We start from the raw sequence: 16,100 nt of genomic DNA, 5'->3' as shown, positions 1-16,100 counted from the left end.
ATTACATATCCAAGTACTTTCTTAAATAAGCAGCTCTATCTTTAAGTTCTTCTAAATAAAAATCATCTTCGTGTTGTGTAATAACGTTGTAACCGTACCTACGAAATGTTTGAATAATTTCATTTATTTCTTCTGAAACAACTTTAAGGGTTACTTCAATGCTATTTATGTTTTCTGAAGAAATATATGCACCTAATAATTTACCGTTATTGGCTTCAACTATTTGAGCTACTTGCCCCATAGAATAATCTGTTTTGTTCTTGTCAATAATTAAAGTATCACTTTCATTATGTAAAAAAGGGCTGTTAGCAAAAGCATCTAAAATATCACTCAATTCATAATAGCCTACATAATGCAGGTTTTTATCTATAACAGGAATTAAATTCGAGTCGTTATCAGCAAATAAAGTAATTAAATCGAGTAGTGTAGCATTTTCATTTGTGTAAAAATGATCTAGTAAATAAGAGTATTCACTCAGTGTACGATTTTTATTTTCAATAGTTTGAATATCACTTTCAGGTAAACAACCTATTAATCTGTCGTTTTCAACAACAGGAATATGAGTTATAGGTAAATCATTACACAGCTTTTGAGCACTTTTCACTGTGTCGTTTAGCGTAAGTGCTTTAATTTCTTTTAATATAAAATCATTGATTTTCATTACTACGAATATAGTTTAAAATGTTTGAATGCGTTACCTTTGTCCTATAATTTTACAACATGACAAAGTTAAGTGTTAATATTAATAAAATAGCTACACTTCGTAATTCTAGAGGTGGCAATGTGCCTAATTTACTAAAAGTAGCAACTGACATACAAAGTTTTGGGGCCGAAGGAATCACAATTCATCCAAGGCCAGATGAACGTCATATTCGTTACCAAGATGCTTATGATTTAAAATCAATTGTAACAACTGAATATAATATTGAAGGAAATCCAATTGATAAATTTAAACAAATGGTGTTAGAAATTAAACCAACACAAGTAACGTTGGTGCCTGATAGCGTTGATCAACTTACATCTAACGCTGGTTGGGATACTATAACACATCAATCGTATTTAAAAGATGTGATTGCTGAGTTTAAAGAAGCAGGAATTAGAGCATCAATTTTTATTGATACAAATTTAAAGTTAATTGAAGCTGCTGCTAAAACAGGAGCCGATAGAGTTGAGTTGTATACAGAGGAGTTTGCCACGCAGTACGAAAAAGGAAACAAAGAAGCGGTAAAACCATACGCGGAAGCTGCAATTTTAGCAAATGAATTAGGTTTAGGGGTTAATGCAGGTCATGATTTAAGCTTAGATAATATTCAATTTTTTAAACAAAATATTCCTCATTTGGCTGAAGTGTCTATAGGGCATGCGTTAATATCTGAAAGTTTATATTTAGGCTTAGAAAATGTTGTGAATATGTATTTACATCGTTTGCAATAATTATGGAAGTATTACATTCAAAAATCATTGGAGAAGGATTCCCGTTACTTATTTTGCATGGATACTTTGGTATGGGAGACAATTGGAAGTCGCATGCCAATAAATTTGCAGAAGATGGTTTTGAGGTGCACTTAATAGATCAGCGTAATCATGGGCGAAGTTTTCATTCGGACGCTTTTGATTATGAGTTAATGGTAGGAGATTTGTATAATTACATTCAATATCATAATCTTAAAAAAGTAGATTTGTTAGGGCATTCTATGGGAGGAAAAACAGTAATGTTATTTGCAACCGAATACCCTGAGTTAGTAAATAAACTAATTGTAGCTGATATTTCTCCAAGAATGTATCCGCCACATCATCACGAAATTTTAGCGGCGTTAAACTCCGTAGATTTTTCGGTGCAAACTTCACGTAAGTTAGTAGATGAAAAATTAGCTGAGTTAATTCCAGAAAAAGGAATCCGTCAATTTTTAGCAAAGAATGTGTACAGAAAAACGAAAGACGAATTAGGGTTTCGTTTTAATTTAAAGTCGTTAACAGAAAATAATAGTGAAGTAGGTGTTGCGTTGCCGTCTTTTACAGTTTTTGAAGGAAAAACGTTGTTTTTGCGTGGATCGAATTCAGGATATATATCAAAAGAAGATGAGCCATTAATTCAGGCACATTTTCCAAAAGCAGTGATAAAAACAATACCCAATGCTGGACACTGGCTGCATGCTGAAAATCCAGAATATTTTTATAAAGAAGCTGTAACTTTTTTAAAATAAAAAGCGAGGAGGAATTTATTAATCCCTAGTCCCTCGCTTAAAATAATCGCCCCCCGGCGAAAAACAAAAAAATTATTAAGGGAAATCACTGTTTATCTCGTCAATTAAATAGTTGATATTGTCATCAATTATTTGTTGGTTTTTCATGTAGTTGTAAAAAACATTTACTATAGCTTTTTCAACAATTAAGTTTTTCCTTTTACCTGAGTATACTTTTTGTATGGTTTCTAAAGAGAAATCATGACCGTTTTTACTCAAGTAGTTTTTTACCTTGTCGCGGTATTTAGGTGGCTTAATTTTTTCTAATTCTTTTCGTTGTGTAGCAGTTATCATAAAAACTCAAGTTGTTTTTTAGAAGTTGATAGCACTTTTTAATTTATATTTGTACGTATTGTGTACTTATTACGAAGTAAAAATACAAACAAAAATCTAAACACGAAAACAAAATTAAATAAATTTTAGAAAAAAGTTATTTTTAATGAGCGACTTTGTAGATGAAACATATAAAAGGGTAGAGGAGGTGATTAACTATAAAAGGTTAAATATAAGGTCTTTTGAAGAAATCATTGATGTTTCTAACAACTCTATTGGAACGGCAATACGAAGAAAATCATCATTTAAAAGTAATGTTTTAAACAAAATTCTACATTCTTTTCCTGAAATAAACCCAACTTGGTTATTAACAGGTAAAGAAGAAATGCTTTTGTCAGTAACAAACGAACCTTCTTCAATATATAAAATCAAAGATATTAATAGTCGTTTAAAAGATAGTTTGTTGTATTTGTTACAAGAAGATAAAGAAGTTAAAGAGGCAATAGCCAGTCAAGTAGCGAAGGTGTTAAAAGAATAACTAGCTAATCTAATTACTTGTTTTGGTTAAACTTTCTAAGGCGTAATATAATCTATTTTGAGCATTATCTTGCGATCCAAAGATAGATCTATACACTTCACCATTAGGGGTCATTAGTACCCATTGAGGTGTTCCTTCCGAATTAAAAAAATCATACATTTTGTGGTTGTTATCTATATAAATAGGGAACGGGAGTTCGTTTATAGTAAAAATACTCAAGATATCATCCCTAGTAACATTGTTATTGCTAAAGTTACTATGAATACCAATAACTTCAATATACTTGTATGTTTGTTTAAACTTATAGGCTAGTGGAATGGCTCTACCAGTGCAACCTAAACAAGCATTGTTGTAAAACAACAATAATAGAATTTTGTTAGCATACTTTTCAAGTAAGTTAACTTCGTTTTGATTAAAATCGGTTACTTTTATTGAGGTTATAGGTTTAATAGAGTTATTTTTTAATAGCTCAAAAGTACAAAAAGTTAATTGTTTAATTTATAAGCATTTTTAACCATTCTCTTAACAACTAACCTATGAAAAGGTTTTATAAGCTTCATGTATACTTCACCTTTTTTATTATTGTATTCAACTAACGTAATAACTTTGATGTTATAAAAAGGATCGTGATTGTTGTGTACGATTGCTCTAAAATTTAAATGAGTGTCATTAGCACCTAATACAACTTCATTACTTGATATAGAAAAAATTTTAAAGAAACTTACATATCCGCCAACATCAAACCGCTCGTTATAATCATCAGGGTAGTTGTTTTTTAAATTAAAAAAAGCAGCAATTTTATTACGTAATTTAAATAAAAAGTCTACCCAAACTGGAGGTTTATTAAAAATTAAATTTACAATTTCTTCTATTGTGTTTGTATGATTAGTGGTAGAGAATGTGTCATGAAAATTTATTGTAGGAAGTAGTTTTTTAATGTCTTTATTTAAAAGAGTTTTATCTTCTTTAACTTTTTTCATATTACTAATCTCATAAAAATATGAATGTAAATATATAAATAGAAATTGTAGAATTTTAGTATATAGCTATTTAAATTTTAACATAAACTAGTATTTTTTTAACCAAAAAAAAGAAAGTTGAGTTATTGTTTGTTTTTACCTAAAGTATATACTTTACGTAACCATAAGTTTCTTTGTTTAGGAGTTGAATCTTTTATTACTGAAAAGAAAGTAGTTTTTACAGGAGTTATACCGCAAAATTCTAAGGTTCCCTTTTTAAACTGTCTAATAGCGGGTCTTTTCATAAAAAGATAATCATACCAGCTTGGGGTGTCAGAAGTAATGATAAGTCGAGCAGTTTTACCTTTTAAAAGTTTTTTAGGAAAAGGTTTTCCTTCAATAGGTTGAAAAGTTATTCCAGGTAAAAAAGCTCTATCAATAAAACCTTTCATTATAGCAGGGTAACCAGCCCACCAAATAGGAAAAAACCATACAATATGATCTGCTTTTTTAATTTTAGTTAAAGCTTCTTGTAAATCAAGTTCAAGTTCCGTTCTTTTTCGGTAACCAAATTTAAGGTTGGGATTAAAGTTTAAGTCAGTGATGGTAATTTCTTCAATAATAGCATCGGTTTCCAAAACGCCTCTTTTATAAGAAGCTGCCAGTGCATGGTTAAAACTTTCTTTATCAGGATGTCCGTTTATTAATAAAATATGCTTCATAATATAGTTAAGATTATAAAGCAAAGTACGGGTGGTTTTATAAGCTTAAAAAGGACAATTGTCTAATAAAAAACCGATTTTCTAATTCGGCTTAAATGTCGTTGTGTAATTCCTAAATAAGAAGCTAGGTACTGTAATGGAATGGTTTTTAGGTAGTTTGGGTGCGTTTCTAACAGTTTTTTGTAACGGTTTTCAGCGCTTTCATTTTGCAAAACAAATATTCTGTTTTCAAGATTTATATATTCTTGTTCAGCAAATATTTTAAAAAGGCGTAGCCAATTGGTACTTGAGTTTTCTAGTGCTACAAATTGTTCTTTGGTAATGATGTATAGTTCAGCGTTGGTTAACGCTTGAATATTTTCATTAGTTTTTGTTTGAGAAATAAAAGACGAGTAAGCAGTAACAAATGAGTTTTCTGATAAAAAACAATAAGTAGCTTCTTTTTCGTCAGACGAATGATAAAACGACCTAAAAATACCAGAAGTTATAAAAGCTACTTCTTTGCAAGTGTTACCTTCTTGAATAAAAAAATCACCTTTGTTAAGTTTTTTATACCTAACTAAATTTACAAAGTTGTCTATTTCTTCTTCGGAAAGAATATTATAAGAGGCCAAGTGTTTTTTGAGCATTTTATTGTTTTAATTAAAAATAAGACGAAGTTAAAATAAAAATCCATCAAAAATTAAAACAAAGCTTTAAACCTGTCAAAACAGCAGGTTTCTGTTTTGGTATGGTTATGGTAAAGTATATGAAGTGTTACGAATTAATAGTTTCAGTGAAAAAGAGTAAATTTATAATTCATAACCAATTAAATAAAAAAGAAATATGAAAACATTTTTAAAAGTATTGTTAACGGCATTAGCAGTAATAGTATTGGCAAATATTTTACCAGGAGTAACGGTAGCTAGTTATACAACTGCAGTAATTGTAGCAGTAGTAATTGCGTTGTTAAACCTATTTGTACGTCCGTTGTTAGTATTTTTTACACTACCAGCAACCATCGTTACATTAGGGTTATTCTTATTTGTGATTAATGCAGTAATTATATTATTGGCAGATAAATTAGTGTCAGGGTTTGCAGTTAGCGGATTTTTTACAGCACTCTTGTTCAGTGTGTTGCTGTCAATTTTCAGATCGTTAATGTTTTCACTATTAAAAGAAGGAGACGAATAAGTAACCTAAAACATTAAAAACTAGAAAATAAGGGAGGTAAAAAAGATAATATTCTTATAGCTAAAAGTCTTGGTTATCAATAAATAAAGTAGTAATTTTGCACCCGATTTTTTAAGAAACAGATTTTTAAGATGAATATAACAAAAGAAAACGTAGATGCATTAAATGCAGTTGTAAAAGTTGATATTGTTGCAGAAGATTATCAAGATAAAGTAACAAAAGTATTAAACGATTACCGTAAAACAGCTAACATTCCTGGTTTTAGAAAAGGTCATGTACCAATGGGAATGGTAAAGAAGCAGTACGGAAAATCAGTAATGATTGATGAGGTAAACAAGCTTTTACAAGAGTCGTTAAACAAATTCTTAGTTGAAGAGAAGTTAGATATCTTAGGTAACCCATTACCAAGAGTTCAAGAAGATTTCAATTGGGATGCAGATAAATTCTCTTTTGAATTCGAATTAGGATTAGCTCCTGAGTTCGACGTAAACTTACAACCAAAAAACAAAGTAACTCAATATAACATTGTTGCTACAGACGAGTTAATCGAAAAAGAAGTTGAAAACATCCAATCTCGTTACGGTAAAATGTCTGCTAAAGACGAAGTTGCTGAACAAACTAATGTAACTGGTACTTTTGTAAACGAAGAGAAAGAAATCAACAAAAAATCTACAATTTCTGTAAAAGATATTAAAGGAAAAACAAACTTAAAGAAGTTTGTAGGTGCTAAAGTTGGAGACGTTTTAGAATTAAAAACTAAAAACTTATTTGAAGACGAGCACAAGTTACAAGGGGCTTTAGGAGTATCTCACGAAGAGGTTCATGACTTAGATATTCCTGTAACATTTACTATTGAAGAAATTACTGAGATAGAACCAGCAGAATTAGATCAAGAGTTATTTGATAAGTTATTTGCTGATGGAAGTGTAAAAACTGTAACTGAATTAAAAGATAAAATTAAAGAAGACGCAGAAAAGCAATTCCAACAACAAGCAGATCAACAATTGTTAAACGCAATTACCGAGAACTTAGTGGATAACACAAAGTTTGATTTACCAGTTGAATTCTTACAAAAGTGGTTACAAACTGCAGGAGAAAAAGAATTAACTGCTGAAGAAGCTGTTGAAGAATATAACAAGTCTGAAAAAGGATTACGTTACCAATTAATCGAAGGAAAGATTATGAAAGATAACGACATCAAATTAGACTATGCAGAGTTAGTAGACTATGCAAAAGGATTTATTAGAGCTCAAATGGCTCAATTTGGAAACATGAATCCAGAAGAAAAAGAGTTAGATGATATCGCAGGAAGAATCTTACAAAATCAAGACGAAGCTCAAAAATTACAATCTCAATTAATAAGCCAAAAATTATTAGCTTTTTATAAAGAAAACATGAGCTTTGATACAAAAGAAGTTTCTTACGAAGATTTCATTAAAGAAGTATACAAGTAATAGTTAATTACTAAAATTATAAATAAAAACCTGAATGTACATTCAGGTTTTTTTAGCCATTAACAGTAACAAAATACTAAAGAAATAGTTCTTATATTTACATCTTTATAACCCAAAAACATTTTAAAAATGGATTACGGAAAAGAGTTCGAAAAATACGCAACAAAACACCACGGAATAAATAGTAATTACTTAGGAAAAATAACAAGTAGCTTAACTCCATATATTATGGAAGAACGCCAAATGAACATTACTCAAATGGATGTTTTTTCTCGTTTAATGATGGATAGAATTATTTTTTTAGGTACTGGAATTAATGACCAAGTAGCCAATGTAATTCAAGCACAATTATTGTTTTTAGAAAGTGTAGATGCATCAAAAGATATTTCAATCTATATTAATTCACCAGGAGGTGGTGTATATGCTGGTTTGGGTATTTACGATACTATGCAATTTATTAAACCAGATGTAGCAACAATTTGTACAGGTATGGCTGCTTCAATGGGAGCTGTATTAATGTGTGCAGGAGAAAAAGGAAAGCGTTCAGCGTTACCACACTCTCGTATTATGATTCATCAGCCACTAGGTGGAGCACAAGGACAAGCATCGGATATTGAAATCACAGCTCGTGAAATTTTAAAATTAAAAGATGAGTTGTACGAAATCATAGCTAAGCACTCAGGTCAAACAGTAGAAAAAGTAAACAAAGATTCTGATAGAGATTATTGGATGAAGGCCGACGAAGCAAAAGCATACGGTATGGTAGACGAAATTTTAACTAGAAAATAATAAACAAGCTAATAGCACTGAGCTATTGGCAATAAGCTGATAAGATGTCGAAAGAAGAAAATTTACAATGTTCCTTTTGCGGGCGTAAAAAACCAGAAACCGATTTATTAATTGCTGGTTTAGATGCACATATATGTGATAAATGTATAGAGCAAGCTTATGGAATTGTAGAAGAGGAAATAGCTGAAGCTAAAACAAGCGATTTATCAAAAGATTTAACCTTGAAAAAGCCAAGAGAAATCAAAGCTTTTTTAGATGAATATATTATAGGGCAAGATCAAACTAAAAGAGCTATGTCTGTAGCTGTATACAATCATTATAAAAGATTGTTACAAACTAGAGATGATGAAGATGAGGTAGAGATAGAAAAATCGAACATTGTTTTAGTAGGAGAAACTGGAACAGGAAAAACCTTAGTGGCTCGTACAATTGCTAAAATGCTAAATGTACCATTTTCTATAGTAGATGCAACTGTATTAACACAAGCAGGTTATGTAGGAGAAGACGTAGAAAGTATTTTAAGTCGTTTGTTACAAGCAGCAGATTACGATGTTGAAAAAGCAGAAAGAGGTATAGTATTTATTGATGAAATAGATAAAATAGCTCGTAAAGGAGACAATCCATCAATTACACGTGATGTTTCTGGAGAAGGTGTGCAGCAAGCTTTATTAAAGTTATTAGAAGGAGCAGTTGTAAATGTGGCTCCTAAAGGAGGAAGAAAGCATCCAGAACAAAAGTTTATTGAAGTAAATACTAAAGATATTTTATTTATTGCAGGAGGAGCATTTTCTGGAATCGATAGATTTATTAGTAAGCGTTTAAATATGCAAGCAGTTGGTTATAGTGCTTCGGTAGAAGAAGATAAAATTGACCACGATAACTTATTGCAATACATTACACCTCTAGATTTAAAGTCTTTTGGTTTAATACCAGAAATCATTGGTCGTTTACCAGTATTGAGTTATATGAATCCGTTAGATGAAAAAACACTTAGAGCTATTTTAACAGAGCCTAAGAACTCAATAATCAAACAGTATACAAAACTGTTTGCAATGGATGATGTAACGTTTGAAATGACTGAAGATGCATTGCAATTTATTGTTGATAAAGCAGTAGAGTATAAACTAGGAGCTCGAGGATTACGTTCGTTATGTGAAGCTATTTTAACCGATGCGATGTTCGATATGCCAAGTTCTGAAGAAAAAGAATTTAAGGTAACAAAAGAATATGCTGAATCTAAACTAACAAAATCGGCATTAAAAAAATTAAGAGCAGCATCTTAAAAATATTAACTGAAAGAAATAAAAAAAGCCATCAAATTTGATGGCTTTTTTAGTACGTTTGAAACTAAATATGTTATTCTGTTTTATGAAGCTTACTATATTGCTGTATCCATTTAGTAATCTCTTCGTCTTTAATATCATATTTGTACATAAGATCTTCTCTTATCTGCTTTAAGTATGTTTCGTTTAATACGCTTTTTTCATATTCAGAAACAACCAATTTTATAAAGCTTTTGGCATACTTTTGTACAGGTTTTTTTATTTCTTTAGGTTTGTTTTCAGTAGTTTCTACTTTATCTTCTTGTTCTACAACAATCTCTTCTTTTGCTACCTTGTTGTTATCAGAAACAGTACCATTACTGGTTGTATATGTAGTTTTTTCGTCTTTATACCATCCTTGAGGAATGTTAGCTAATTGCTTTTCACTAACAATTATAGTTTTAATTTTATTACCAGTAACATCCATACTTTCTAAGTTAGGGCAGTTTGAAACGTCTAACGTAGTAAGTTGATTGTAACTAGCGTATAAACTTTGAATGTTTGGGTTTTCACCAAGTATTAAAGATGTTAATTTGTTATAATCACAACTTATATAAGTTAAATTATGATTTTTGCTAACATCCAAACGTTCAATTTTATTTTCACTACAGTTTAAAAAACTAATAGAAGAGCTTTGTGATAAATCAATTTTAGTAATTTCATTGCCAAAACAATCTAAACGTCTTAAATTAGGAAAACTTTCTAAGCCTGTTAAGTCTTTAATTTTAGAATATACATTAGGTAAATCTTTATTAGTAACAGGATCATTAACATTTAAGTTGGTAACATACTCAGCATCACTAATTGTAATACTACCGTTCAAACCATTCGAGTCAATTTTTAAGTTAATTAAACATTCTTCTAAGCCAATATCAGGAATACGAATTGTTTCTTGTGAATATATGTTAAATGCAAAAAAAGTTGCAAAACAAGCTGAAGTAATTATTTTCATTAATTTGTATTTGGGGAAATTTTTGTCAAAATTATGTAATTATATGTTTTTAGCAAATTAAATTTGCCTAGAGTTTTGTAACAATAAAATAACTTTTAAAACTAGTAGTATATTTGTTTGCTGTATTTCTGTAGTATATGATAACCCAACAAACCATTGATAAAGTTTTTGAGAACGCTCGAGTAGAAGAGGTGATAGGAGAATTCGTTCAGTTAAAAAAATCAGGAAGTAACTTTAAAGGGTTAAGTCCGTTTACAGACGAACGTACTCCTTCGTTTATGGTATCACCTGTAAAACAAATATGGAAAGATTTTAGTACGGGAAAAGGAGGGAATGCAATTTCATTTTTAATGGAACACGAGCATTATACCTATCCAGAAGCAATAAGGTGGTTAGCTAAAAAATACAATATTGAAATTGAAGAAACCGAGCAGTCTGATGAACAAAAACAGCAGATGAATGAGCGAGAAAGTATGTTCCTGGTTTCAAAATTTGCCAAAGACTACTTTCATGATGTATTAATGAATACACAAAACGGAAGAGCAATTGGGCTGTCTTATTTCAAAGAGAGAGGATTTAGAGAAGATACTATTGAAAAGTTTGATTTAGGGTATTGTAAAGACGAATGGGATAATTTTACCAAAGCAGCGCTGGACAAAGGGTATGATTTAAAGTATCTAAAATCTACGGGGTTAACAATTGTAAAAGAAGGAGGAGCAGAAGATAGGAAGTTCGACCGATTCAAAGGGCGTGTGATGTTTCCTATTCACAGTATGTCTGGTCGTATTTTAGGTTTTGGAGGTAGAATACTTACCAACGATAAAAAGGCCGCAAAATACCTCAATTCTCCTGAGAGTGATATCTATCATAAAAGTAAAATTCTTTACGGTCTATACCAAGCTAAAAAAGAAATAGCGAAAGAAGATAACTGCTTTTTAGTAGAAGGATATACTGATGTAATTTCATTTCATCAATCAGGAATTGAAAATGTCGTAGCCTCTTCTGGTACAGCATTAACACCCGATCAAATTCGTTTGGTAAATCGATTAACACAGAATATAACTGTGCTTTTTGATGGTGATGCAGCTGGAATTAGAGCCTCAATTCGTGGAATAGATTTAATTCTTGAGCAAGGAATGAACGTTAGGGTAGTAGCTTTTCCAGAAGGTGAAGACCCTGATAGTTTTGCTAAAGCGCATTCGAATGCTGAATTAAAACAATATTTAGAAGAAAAATCACAAGACTTTATAGAGTTCAAAGTTTCTTTATTAATGAAAGAAGCAGCGAATGATCCTGTAAAAAAAGCAGGTTTAATTCGAGATATAGTTACAAGTATTTCTAAAATTCCTGATGGTATTCAACGGGAAGTGTATGTGCAAGAGTGTGCACGTATTATGGACATTTCCGAGAGAGTATTATTTAGTGAGTTAGCCCAGTTGTTAAAAAAAGGAGCAACAGCAACGAGAAAGAGTAGTGCAGGGCAAGACCCTAACCAACCACCTTCAGAATACTTTCAAGAGCAAGGACAAGCTTCAATGGAAGCAATAAAAGGAGGAAAAGGGAAGTTGCAACACAATATCAACCAATTAAATATTCTTGAAAAAGAGGTTATTAGAATATTGTTGTTATACGGAAATGAAGTTGTTGATTTTGTAAACTGGGTAGATGCAGTTGATGAAAGAGGGCGTCCATTTTTAGAAAAAGAAGAATATCAAAATACGGTTTCAAATGAGTTGTACTTGAACTTACAAGAAGATGAAATAGAGTTTACCAACGAAATATTTCGATTAACCTACTATGAGTTAATTCATCAATTAAATCAAGATGAAAAAATTAAAGTAGATCATTTGGTAATGCACGAAAATCCACAAATATCTAGTTTAGTAACTAATATTTTGATGGATGAAGAAAAATATAATCTAAGTGATTGGGAACGCAAAGAGGTTTTTGTAACAGAAACCGTTAAAATTCTTCCAAAGTTGGTAACTGATGCTATTTTAAACTTGCGTAGAGTCTTAATTGAAGAAAAAATTAAAGAAATCCTACAAGAAAGCCAAGAGCAAAAAGCAGTGCCTAATCTAGAAGAAATAGGTAATTATACAGGGTTGAAAAAACGTCTTTTTGAAAAATTAAACCGTGTAATCTAAATATCACTTACTAAGAATAAAATTAATAGAAAAGTAAAATTATTTTATTATTTAAATTCTTTAGGAATTTCACATATAGGAATTGGAATCATTTTATGCTGATTAATTCGGTTGAGACGTGTATAAATTTTATATACTTCTAACTCTCTACCAGAAAAGTCATCCACAGTTTTACCAGCATCTTGCATTTCCATTGCCCATTCTAACTCGTCGTATGAAGCTCCTATTTGGTCTTCGTCTGTTCTACTATCACCAAATAAACCATCAGTAGGTTGTGCTTTTTGAATAGAAGAAGGAACATCTAAATATGCGGCCAATTCATATACTTCTGATTTTACTAAGTCAGCAATAGGACTTAAATCTACACCGCCATCACCGTATTTGGTATAAAACCCAACACCAAAATCCTCCACTTTGTTTCCAGTTCCTGCAACTAATAAACCGTGCAACCCAGCAAAATAGTATAAGGTTGTCATACGTAAACGAGCACGAGTGTTTGCTAAAGCTAAATCAACTTTAGGAGAAGACTCTATTGGAGGAACCACCGTTTTAAAATCTTCAAAAGTAGAGGTTAAGTTTACCTCTGCTTCACTCACATTGCTAAAACGTTCTTTTAATTGTTTTATGTGTTCATTAGCTCTGTTTACCTGACTTTTAGCTTGATGAATAGGTAACTCAACACACAACGTAGGTAAACCAGTTTTAGCACACAAAGTAGAGGTAACTGCACTATCAATACCACCAGAAATTCCTACAACAAAACCATTCACTTTTGCATTAGTAGCGTAATCTTTTAACCAATTTATAATGTGTTCAGCAACCTTAGGAGTATTCATTTTTGTGATATTTTAAGAGTTTACAGTTAAGAGGTAAAAACTAATTTAGTAATTTCGACGTTGTAATTTAGAATGTAAATATACTAAAGTTCATGAGAAAAATTTTAGCACTAGTTGCCTTAGTTTTTATAAGTTTTTCATGTAAAAACGAAGAAAGTAATAAGTTAGATGTTGATGTATCTAATATTAGTGTAAATGTCAATTTAGAACGTTTTGATGTTGACTTTTATACAACTAAAACAAACGAGCTTACTAAGACAAAAGAAAAGTACTCGATGCTTTTCCCTCCACAACCTGATAGTGTTTGGATAAATAAGATTAATAATAAAGATGAGCAAGAATTATTTACTGAAACTCAAAAGGTTTTTTCTGATGTCGAAGAAGAAAAGGAGCAGTTAATATCATTATTTAAACATGTAAAATATTATAATCCAAGGTTTGTTAGTCCGAAAGTGATTACCATGCTAACAAATATTGATTATAATAACAGAATTGTATATACAGATAGTTTGTTGTTGGTTTCTTTAGATGCTTATTTAGGTGAAAAACATGAGTTTTATAATGATTATCCAGCTTATGTAAAACAAAATAATACTAAAAAGCACATCGTAGTTGACGTTGCCAAGGCTATAGTAGGTAAACAAATGCTACCTAGTATGGCAAGGAGTTTCATAGATAAAATGATTTATCGAGGAAAAAAAATGTATTTGCTAGATGCTTATTTACCTAACGTAGCCGATGCTGTAAAAATAGGGTATTCACAAAAAAAACTAGAGTGGGCAGAGAGTAATGAAGAACAAATATGGATGTATTTTATAGAAAAAGATTTGTTGTACAGTACTAGTAAAGATGTAGATAAACGCTTTTTAGATTTAGCTCCTTTTTCTAAGTTTTATATGGAAGAAGATAGTCAATCTCCAGGGAGAATAGGAGAGTGGATTGGTTGGCAAATCGTACGTTCGTACATGCAAAAGAATGATGTATCTTTGCATCAATTATTACAAACGAGTGAAGAGGAGATTTTCAAAAACTCAAGATATAAACCAAAAAGATAATGGCGATAGAACATACATCAAAAATAACATTTAAAGTAGGGTTAGACGAAAATAGAATTCCAGAAGAAATTACTTGGAATGCAGAAGACGGAGGTATAAAAGATGAAGCTTCAAAAGCAATTATGCTATCTGTTTGGGACCATAAACAAAAAGATACGTTACGTATGGATTTATGGACTAAAGATATGCCTGTAGATGAAATGAAGCAGTTTTTTCATCAAACCTTAGTGTCTATGGCAAACTCTTTTGAAAGAGCTACAAATGATGAAAAAATGAGTGCTACCATGCGCGATTTTTGCGACTACTTTGCTGAAAAGCTAGAGTTAATTCAGAAATAAAAAAAGCAGCTTTAAAAGCTGCTTTTTTTTATGCGTTGTAATTTTTTATCTTATTAATAATTGTTTCATAATCATTAGAGTCGTTTACAAAATCTAAATCAGAAACATCAACAATTAGAATATTTAAATCAGGTTGTGTTTTAATGAAATTACTGTAACCATCATGGATTTTTTGTAAATAACTTGCTTCTATATTTTGTTCGTAATCGCGCCCGCGTTTTTTAATGTTTTCTAATAAACGCTCAGTATTTTGATATAAGTACACATATAAATCAGGCTTTGTGATTTCTTTGTACATTAAATCAAACATTTTTCTGTACAATTTATACTCATCACTATGTAAAGTAATTTGAGCAAAAATAAGTGATTTAAAAATGTAGTAATCTGAAACAATAAAATTTTTAAATAAATCGAACTGTGCTAAATCATCAGAAAGCTGTTGGTAACGATCTGCTAAAAAACTCATTTCTAAAGGAAAAGCATAGCGTTCATTGTCGTTATAAAACTTTGGTAAAAACGGATTGTCCGCAAAACGTTCTAAGACAATTTTTGCATTAAATTCATCAGACATCATATTGGCTAATGATGTTTTTCCGGCACCAATATTACCTTCAATAGCTATATAATTATACTTTTCGGTAATAGGAATTGGCCTTTCTAATTTTACATCTAACTTGATAATTTCAGAAGTGTCTGCGCAGTTTTCTAAACAAATGTATAAATGCTTTTTTTCAATTGGATGAATAACATTACGAGCAATTTGAACCAAAGGAACTAAAGCAAATTTACGATCTAACATTCTTGGATGTGGCACGATTAAGGTTTTAGAGAAGATAATCTCATCATCAAATAATAAAATATCTAAATCTATTAACCTATCAGAATATCCTTCGGTATTTTTTCGAGTTCTTCCAAGCTCTTTTTCTATAGAAAGTAATCTAAGTATTAACTGTTCTGGAGGTAAATACGTTGAAACTTTAATACAAGTATTGTAAAAATTATTACTGTCAAATCCCCATGAAGTCGTTTCGTATACAGATGCTACTTTTAATACAGCACCTACTTTATCTGCAATTAAGTTAATTGCTTTCTGAATGTTAGTTAGCTTATCTCCTTGGTTGGTTCCTATAGAAATGTATGTGATTCGTTGTATTTTCATGAATGGGATGCAAAGAAAACTAAAACTAAAAAAAGAAAGGCTAAAAAAAGATTTTATTTAAATAAATTTTTCAAAAAAAAAGTAGGGTATTTTATTTTTCACCTGTTGTAGTAATGGATTTCTTTATAGAGTAAGATTTT

Annotated in this window: 19 protein-coding genes; 10 read left to right on the top strand and 9 right to left on the bottom strand. The window is 30.7% G+C overall.

Translation table 11 applies throughout. From position 1 onward, the window contains the following. Window position 1 precedes the first annotated feature (1 nt). Window positions 2-661: a CBS domain-containing protein gene (locus MHM83_RS08995; protein WP_047788630.1), complete on the bottom strand. Its 660-nt coding sequence runs from the start codon at window positions 659-661 to the stop codon at window positions 2-4. A gap of 59 nt (window positions 662-720) precedes the next feature. Here MHM83_RS08995 and MHM83_RS08990 point away from each other — a divergent pair, with 59 nt between their 5' ends. Both MHM83_RS08990 and MHM83_RS08985 read left to right on the top strand, forming a co-directional pair. Continuing rightward, entirely contained in the window at window positions 721-1,434 is a 714-nt protein-coding gene (locus MHM83_RS08990) for a pyridoxine 5'-phosphate synthase (RefSeq protein WP_073181874.1), read from the top strand. A 2-nt stretch (window positions 1,435-1,436) separates the two neighbouring features. Beyond that, on the top strand, window positions 1,437-2,204 hold the full coding sequence (locus MHM83_RS08985) for an alpha/beta fold hydrolase (protein WP_239179316.1): 768 nt from the start codon (window positions 1,437-1,439) through the stop codon (window positions 2,202-2,204). Window positions 2,205-2,279: 75 nt separating this feature from the next. Here MHM83_RS08985 and MHM83_RS08980 read toward each other — a convergent pair whose 3' ends face one another. Then, the gene (locus MHM83_RS08980; protein ID WP_047788627.1) at window positions 2,280-2,537 is read right to left on the bottom strand and encodes a hypothetical protein; all 258 of its coding nucleotides are present in this window, start codon (window positions 2,535-2,537) and stop codon (window positions 2,280-2,282) included. Between the two features lie 145 nt (window positions 2,538-2,682). Here MHM83_RS08980 and MHM83_RS08975 point away from each other — a divergent pair, with 145 nt between their 5' ends. Next, on the top strand, window positions 2,683-3,054 hold the full coding sequence (locus tag MHM83_RS08975) for a hypothetical protein (RefSeq protein ID WP_047788626.1): 372 nt from the start codon (window positions 2,683-2,685) through the stop codon (window positions 3,052-3,054). Window positions 3,055-3,063: 9 nt separating this feature from the next. Here MHM83_RS08975 and MHM83_RS08970 read toward each other — a convergent pair whose 3' ends face one another. From MHM83_RS08970 to MHM83_RS08955, 4 genes are all read right to left on the bottom strand, one after another. Beyond that, on the bottom strand, window positions 3,064-3,486 hold the full coding sequence (locus MHM83_RS08970; protein ID WP_239179358.1) for a TlpA family protein disulfide reductase: 423 nt from the start codon (window positions 3,484-3,486) through the stop codon (window positions 3,064-3,066). A gap of 53 nt (window positions 3,487-3,539) precedes the next feature. Beyond that, window positions 3,540-4,034 carry a DUF2867 domain-containing protein gene (locus MHM83_RS08965; protein ID WP_053056652.1) on the bottom strand — a complete coding sequence of 165 codons (495 nt, stop codon included), beginning with the start codon at window positions 4,032-4,034 and terminating at the stop codon, window positions 3,540-3,542. A gap of 122 nt (window positions 4,035-4,156) precedes the next feature. Beyond that, window positions 4,157-4,735 carry an NAD(P)H-dependent oxidoreductase gene (locus MHM83_RS08960; RefSeq protein ID WP_159614069.1) on the bottom strand — a complete coding sequence of 193 codons (579 nt, stop codon included), beginning with the start codon at window positions 4,733-4,735 and terminating at the stop codon, window positions 4,157-4,159. Window positions 4,736-4,797: 62 nt separating this feature from the next. Next, window positions 4,798-5,364: a Crp/Fnr family transcriptional regulator gene (locus MHM83_RS08955; protein WP_047788623.1), complete on the bottom strand. Its 567-nt coding sequence runs from the start codon at window positions 5,362-5,364 to the stop codon at window positions 4,798-4,800. 196 nt (window positions 5,365-5,560) lie between these two features. Between MHM83_RS08955 and MHM83_RS08950 the strand changes: the two genes are divergently transcribed. The 4 genes from MHM83_RS08950 to clpX all read left to right on the top strand — a co-directional run bounded on the left by MHM83_RS08950 (window position 5,561) and on the right by clpX (window position 9,434). Beyond that, the gene (locus tag MHM83_RS08950) at window positions 5,561-5,908 is read left to right on the top strand and encodes a phage holin family protein (RefSeq protein WP_047788622.1); all 348 of its coding nucleotides are present in this window, start codon (window positions 5,561-5,563) and stop codon (window positions 5,906-5,908) included. 131 nt (window positions 5,909-6,039) lie between these two features. Continuing rightward, the gene (gene tig, locus MHM83_RS08945) at window positions 6,040-7,362 is read left to right on the top strand and encodes a trigger factor (RefSeq protein ID WP_047788621.1); all 1,323 of its coding nucleotides are present in this window, start codon (window positions 6,040-6,042) and stop codon (window positions 7,360-7,362) included. A gap of 129 nt (window positions 7,363-7,491) precedes the next feature. After that, a complete protein-coding gene (gene clpP, locus MHM83_RS08940; protein WP_047788620.1) occupies window positions 7,492-8,151 on the top strand; it encodes an ATP-dependent Clp endopeptidase proteolytic subunit ClpP in 660 nt (219 codons plus the stop codon). A gap of 44 nt (window positions 8,152-8,195) precedes the next feature. Next, window positions 8,196-9,434 (top strand): ATP-dependent Clp protease ATP-binding subunit ClpX, encoded by a 1,239-nt coding sequence (gene clpX, locus MHM83_RS08935; RefSeq protein WP_047788619.1) that lies wholly within the window; start codon window positions 8,196-8,198, stop codon window positions 9,432-9,434. 73 nt (window positions 9,435-9,507) lie between these two features. On the opposite strand, the gene MHM83_RS08930 is transcribed toward clpX, so the two are convergent. Beyond that, window positions 9,508-10,425 (bottom strand): leucine-rich repeat domain-containing protein, encoded by a 918-nt coding sequence (locus MHM83_RS08930; RefSeq protein ID WP_239179313.1) that lies wholly within the window; start codon window positions 10,423-10,425, stop codon window positions 9,508-9,510. A gap of 137 nt (window positions 10,426-10,562) precedes the next feature. Here MHM83_RS08930 and dnaG point away from each other — a divergent pair, with 137 nt between their 5' ends. Then, window positions 10,563-12,572, top strand: a complete 2,010-nt coding sequence (dnaG, locus tag MHM83_RS08925; RefSeq protein WP_239179311.1) for a DNA primase — start codon at window positions 10,563-10,565, stop codon at window positions 12,570-12,572. A gap of 47 nt (window positions 12,573-12,619) precedes the next feature. Here dnaG and nadE read toward each other — a convergent pair whose 3' ends face one another. Beyond that, complete coding sequence (gene nadE, locus MHM83_RS08920) at window positions 12,620-13,408, bottom strand: NAD(+) synthase (RefSeq protein ID WP_047788616.1); 789 nt, start codon at window positions 13,406-13,408, stop codon at window positions 12,620-12,622. A 92-nt stretch (window positions 13,409-13,500) separates the two neighbouring features. Between nadE and gldB the strand changes: the two genes are divergently transcribed. Continuing rightward, window positions 13,501-14,463 carry a gliding motility lipoprotein GldB gene (gene gldB, locus MHM83_RS08915; protein ID WP_239179309.1) on the top strand — a complete coding sequence of 321 codons (963 nt, stop codon included), beginning with the start codon at window positions 13,501-13,503 and terminating at the stop codon, window positions 14,461-14,463. Beyond that, window positions 14,463-14,801, top strand: coding sequence for a gliding motility protein GldC (gldC, locus tag MHM83_RS08910; RefSeq protein WP_047788614.1), 339 nt, complete (start codon window positions 14,463-14,465; stop codon window positions 14,799-14,801). The genes gldB and gldC overlap by 1 nt, the downstream gene beginning before the upstream one ends. Window positions 14,802-14,829: 28 nt before the next feature. Here gldC and folK read toward each other — a convergent pair whose 3' ends face one another. Further along, window positions 14,830-15,960: a 2-amino-4-hydroxy-6-hydroxymethyldihydropteridine diphosphokinase gene (gene folK / locus MHM83_RS08905; RefSeq protein WP_239179307.1), complete on the bottom strand. Its 1,131-nt coding sequence runs from the start codon at window positions 15,958-15,960 to the stop codon at window positions 14,830-14,832. Window positions 15,961-16,100 lie beyond the last annotated feature (140 nt).

The sequence above is a fragment of the Tenacibaculum sp. Mcav3-52 genome (assembly GCF_022347665.1).
GTDB classification, from domain to species: domain Bacteria; phylum Bacteroidota; class Bacteroidia; order Flavobacteriales; family Flavobacteriaceae; genus Polaribacter; species Polaribacter mesophilus.
This window is presented reverse-complemented; position numbering and strand designations above follow the sequence as displayed.

Excerpts from the sequence above, each read along its gene's own strand:
- folK (WP_239179307.1), bottom strand. The coding sequence starts at position 15,960 with ATGAAAATACAACGAATCACATACATTTCTATAGGAACCAACCAAGGA.
- MHM83_RS08960 (WP_159614069.1), bottom strand. The coding sequence starts at position 4,735 with ATGAAGCATATTTTATTAATAAACGGACATCCTGATAAAGAAAGTTTT.
- clpP (WP_047788620.1), top strand. The coding sequence starts at position 7,492 with ATGGATTACGGAAAAGAGTTCGAAAAATACGCAACAAAACACCACGGA.
- MHM83_RS08955 (WP_047788623.1), bottom strand. The coding sequence starts at position 5,364 with ATGCTCAAAAAACACTTGGCCTCTTATAATATTCTTTCCGAAGAAGAA.
- MHM83_RS08995 (WP_047788630.1), bottom strand. The coding sequence starts at position 661 with ATGAAAATCAATGATTTTATATTAAAAGAAATTAAAGCACTTACGCTA.
- MHM83_RS08975 (WP_047788626.1), top strand. The coding sequence starts at position 2,683 with ATGAGCGACTTTGTAGATGAAACATATAAAAGGGTAGAGGAGGTGATT.
- MHM83_RS08930 (WP_239179313.1), bottom strand. The coding sequence starts at position 10,425 with ATGAAAATAATTACTTCAGCTTGTTTTGCAACTTTTTTTGCATTTAAC.
- clpX (WP_047788619.1), top strand. The coding sequence starts at position 8,196 with ATGTCGAAAGAAGAAAATTTACAATGTTCCTTTTGCGGGCGTAAAAAA.
- MHM83_RS08985 (WP_239179316.1), top strand. The coding sequence starts at position 1,437 with ATGGAAGTATTACATTCAAAAATCATTGGAGAAGGATTCCCGTTACTT.
- MHM83_RS08990 (WP_073181874.1), top strand. The coding sequence starts at position 721 with ATGACAAAGTTAAGTGTTAATATTAATAAAATAGCTACACTTCGTAAT.
- nadE (WP_047788616.1), bottom strand. The coding sequence starts at position 13,408 with ATGAATACTCCTAAGGTTGCTGAACACATTATAAATTGGTTAAAAGAT.
- dnaG (WP_239179311.1), top strand. The coding sequence starts at position 10,563 with ATGATAACCCAACAAACCATTGATAAAGTTTTTGAGAACGCTCGAGTA.
- MHM83_RS08950 (WP_047788622.1), top strand. The coding sequence starts at position 5,561 with ATGAAAACATTTTTAAAAGTATTGTTAACGGCATTAGCAGTAATAGTA.
- MHM83_RS08965 (WP_053056652.1), bottom strand. The coding sequence starts at position 4,034 with ATGAAAAAAGTTAAAGAAGATAAAACTCTTTTAAATAAAGACATTAAA.
- gldC (WP_047788614.1), top strand. The coding sequence starts at position 14,463 with ATGGCGATAGAACATACATCAAAAATAACATTTAAAGTAGGGTTAGAC.
- gldB (WP_239179309.1), top strand. The coding sequence starts at position 13,501 with ATGAGAAAAATTTTAGCACTAGTTGCCTTAGTTTTTATAAGTTTTTCA.
- tig (WP_047788621.1), top strand. The coding sequence starts at position 6,040 with ATGAATATAACAAAAGAAAACGTAGATGCATTAAATGCAGTTGTAAAA.
- MHM83_RS08980 (WP_047788627.1), bottom strand. The coding sequence starts at position 2,537 with ATGATAACTGCTACACAACGAAAAGAATTAGAAAAAATTAAGCCACCT.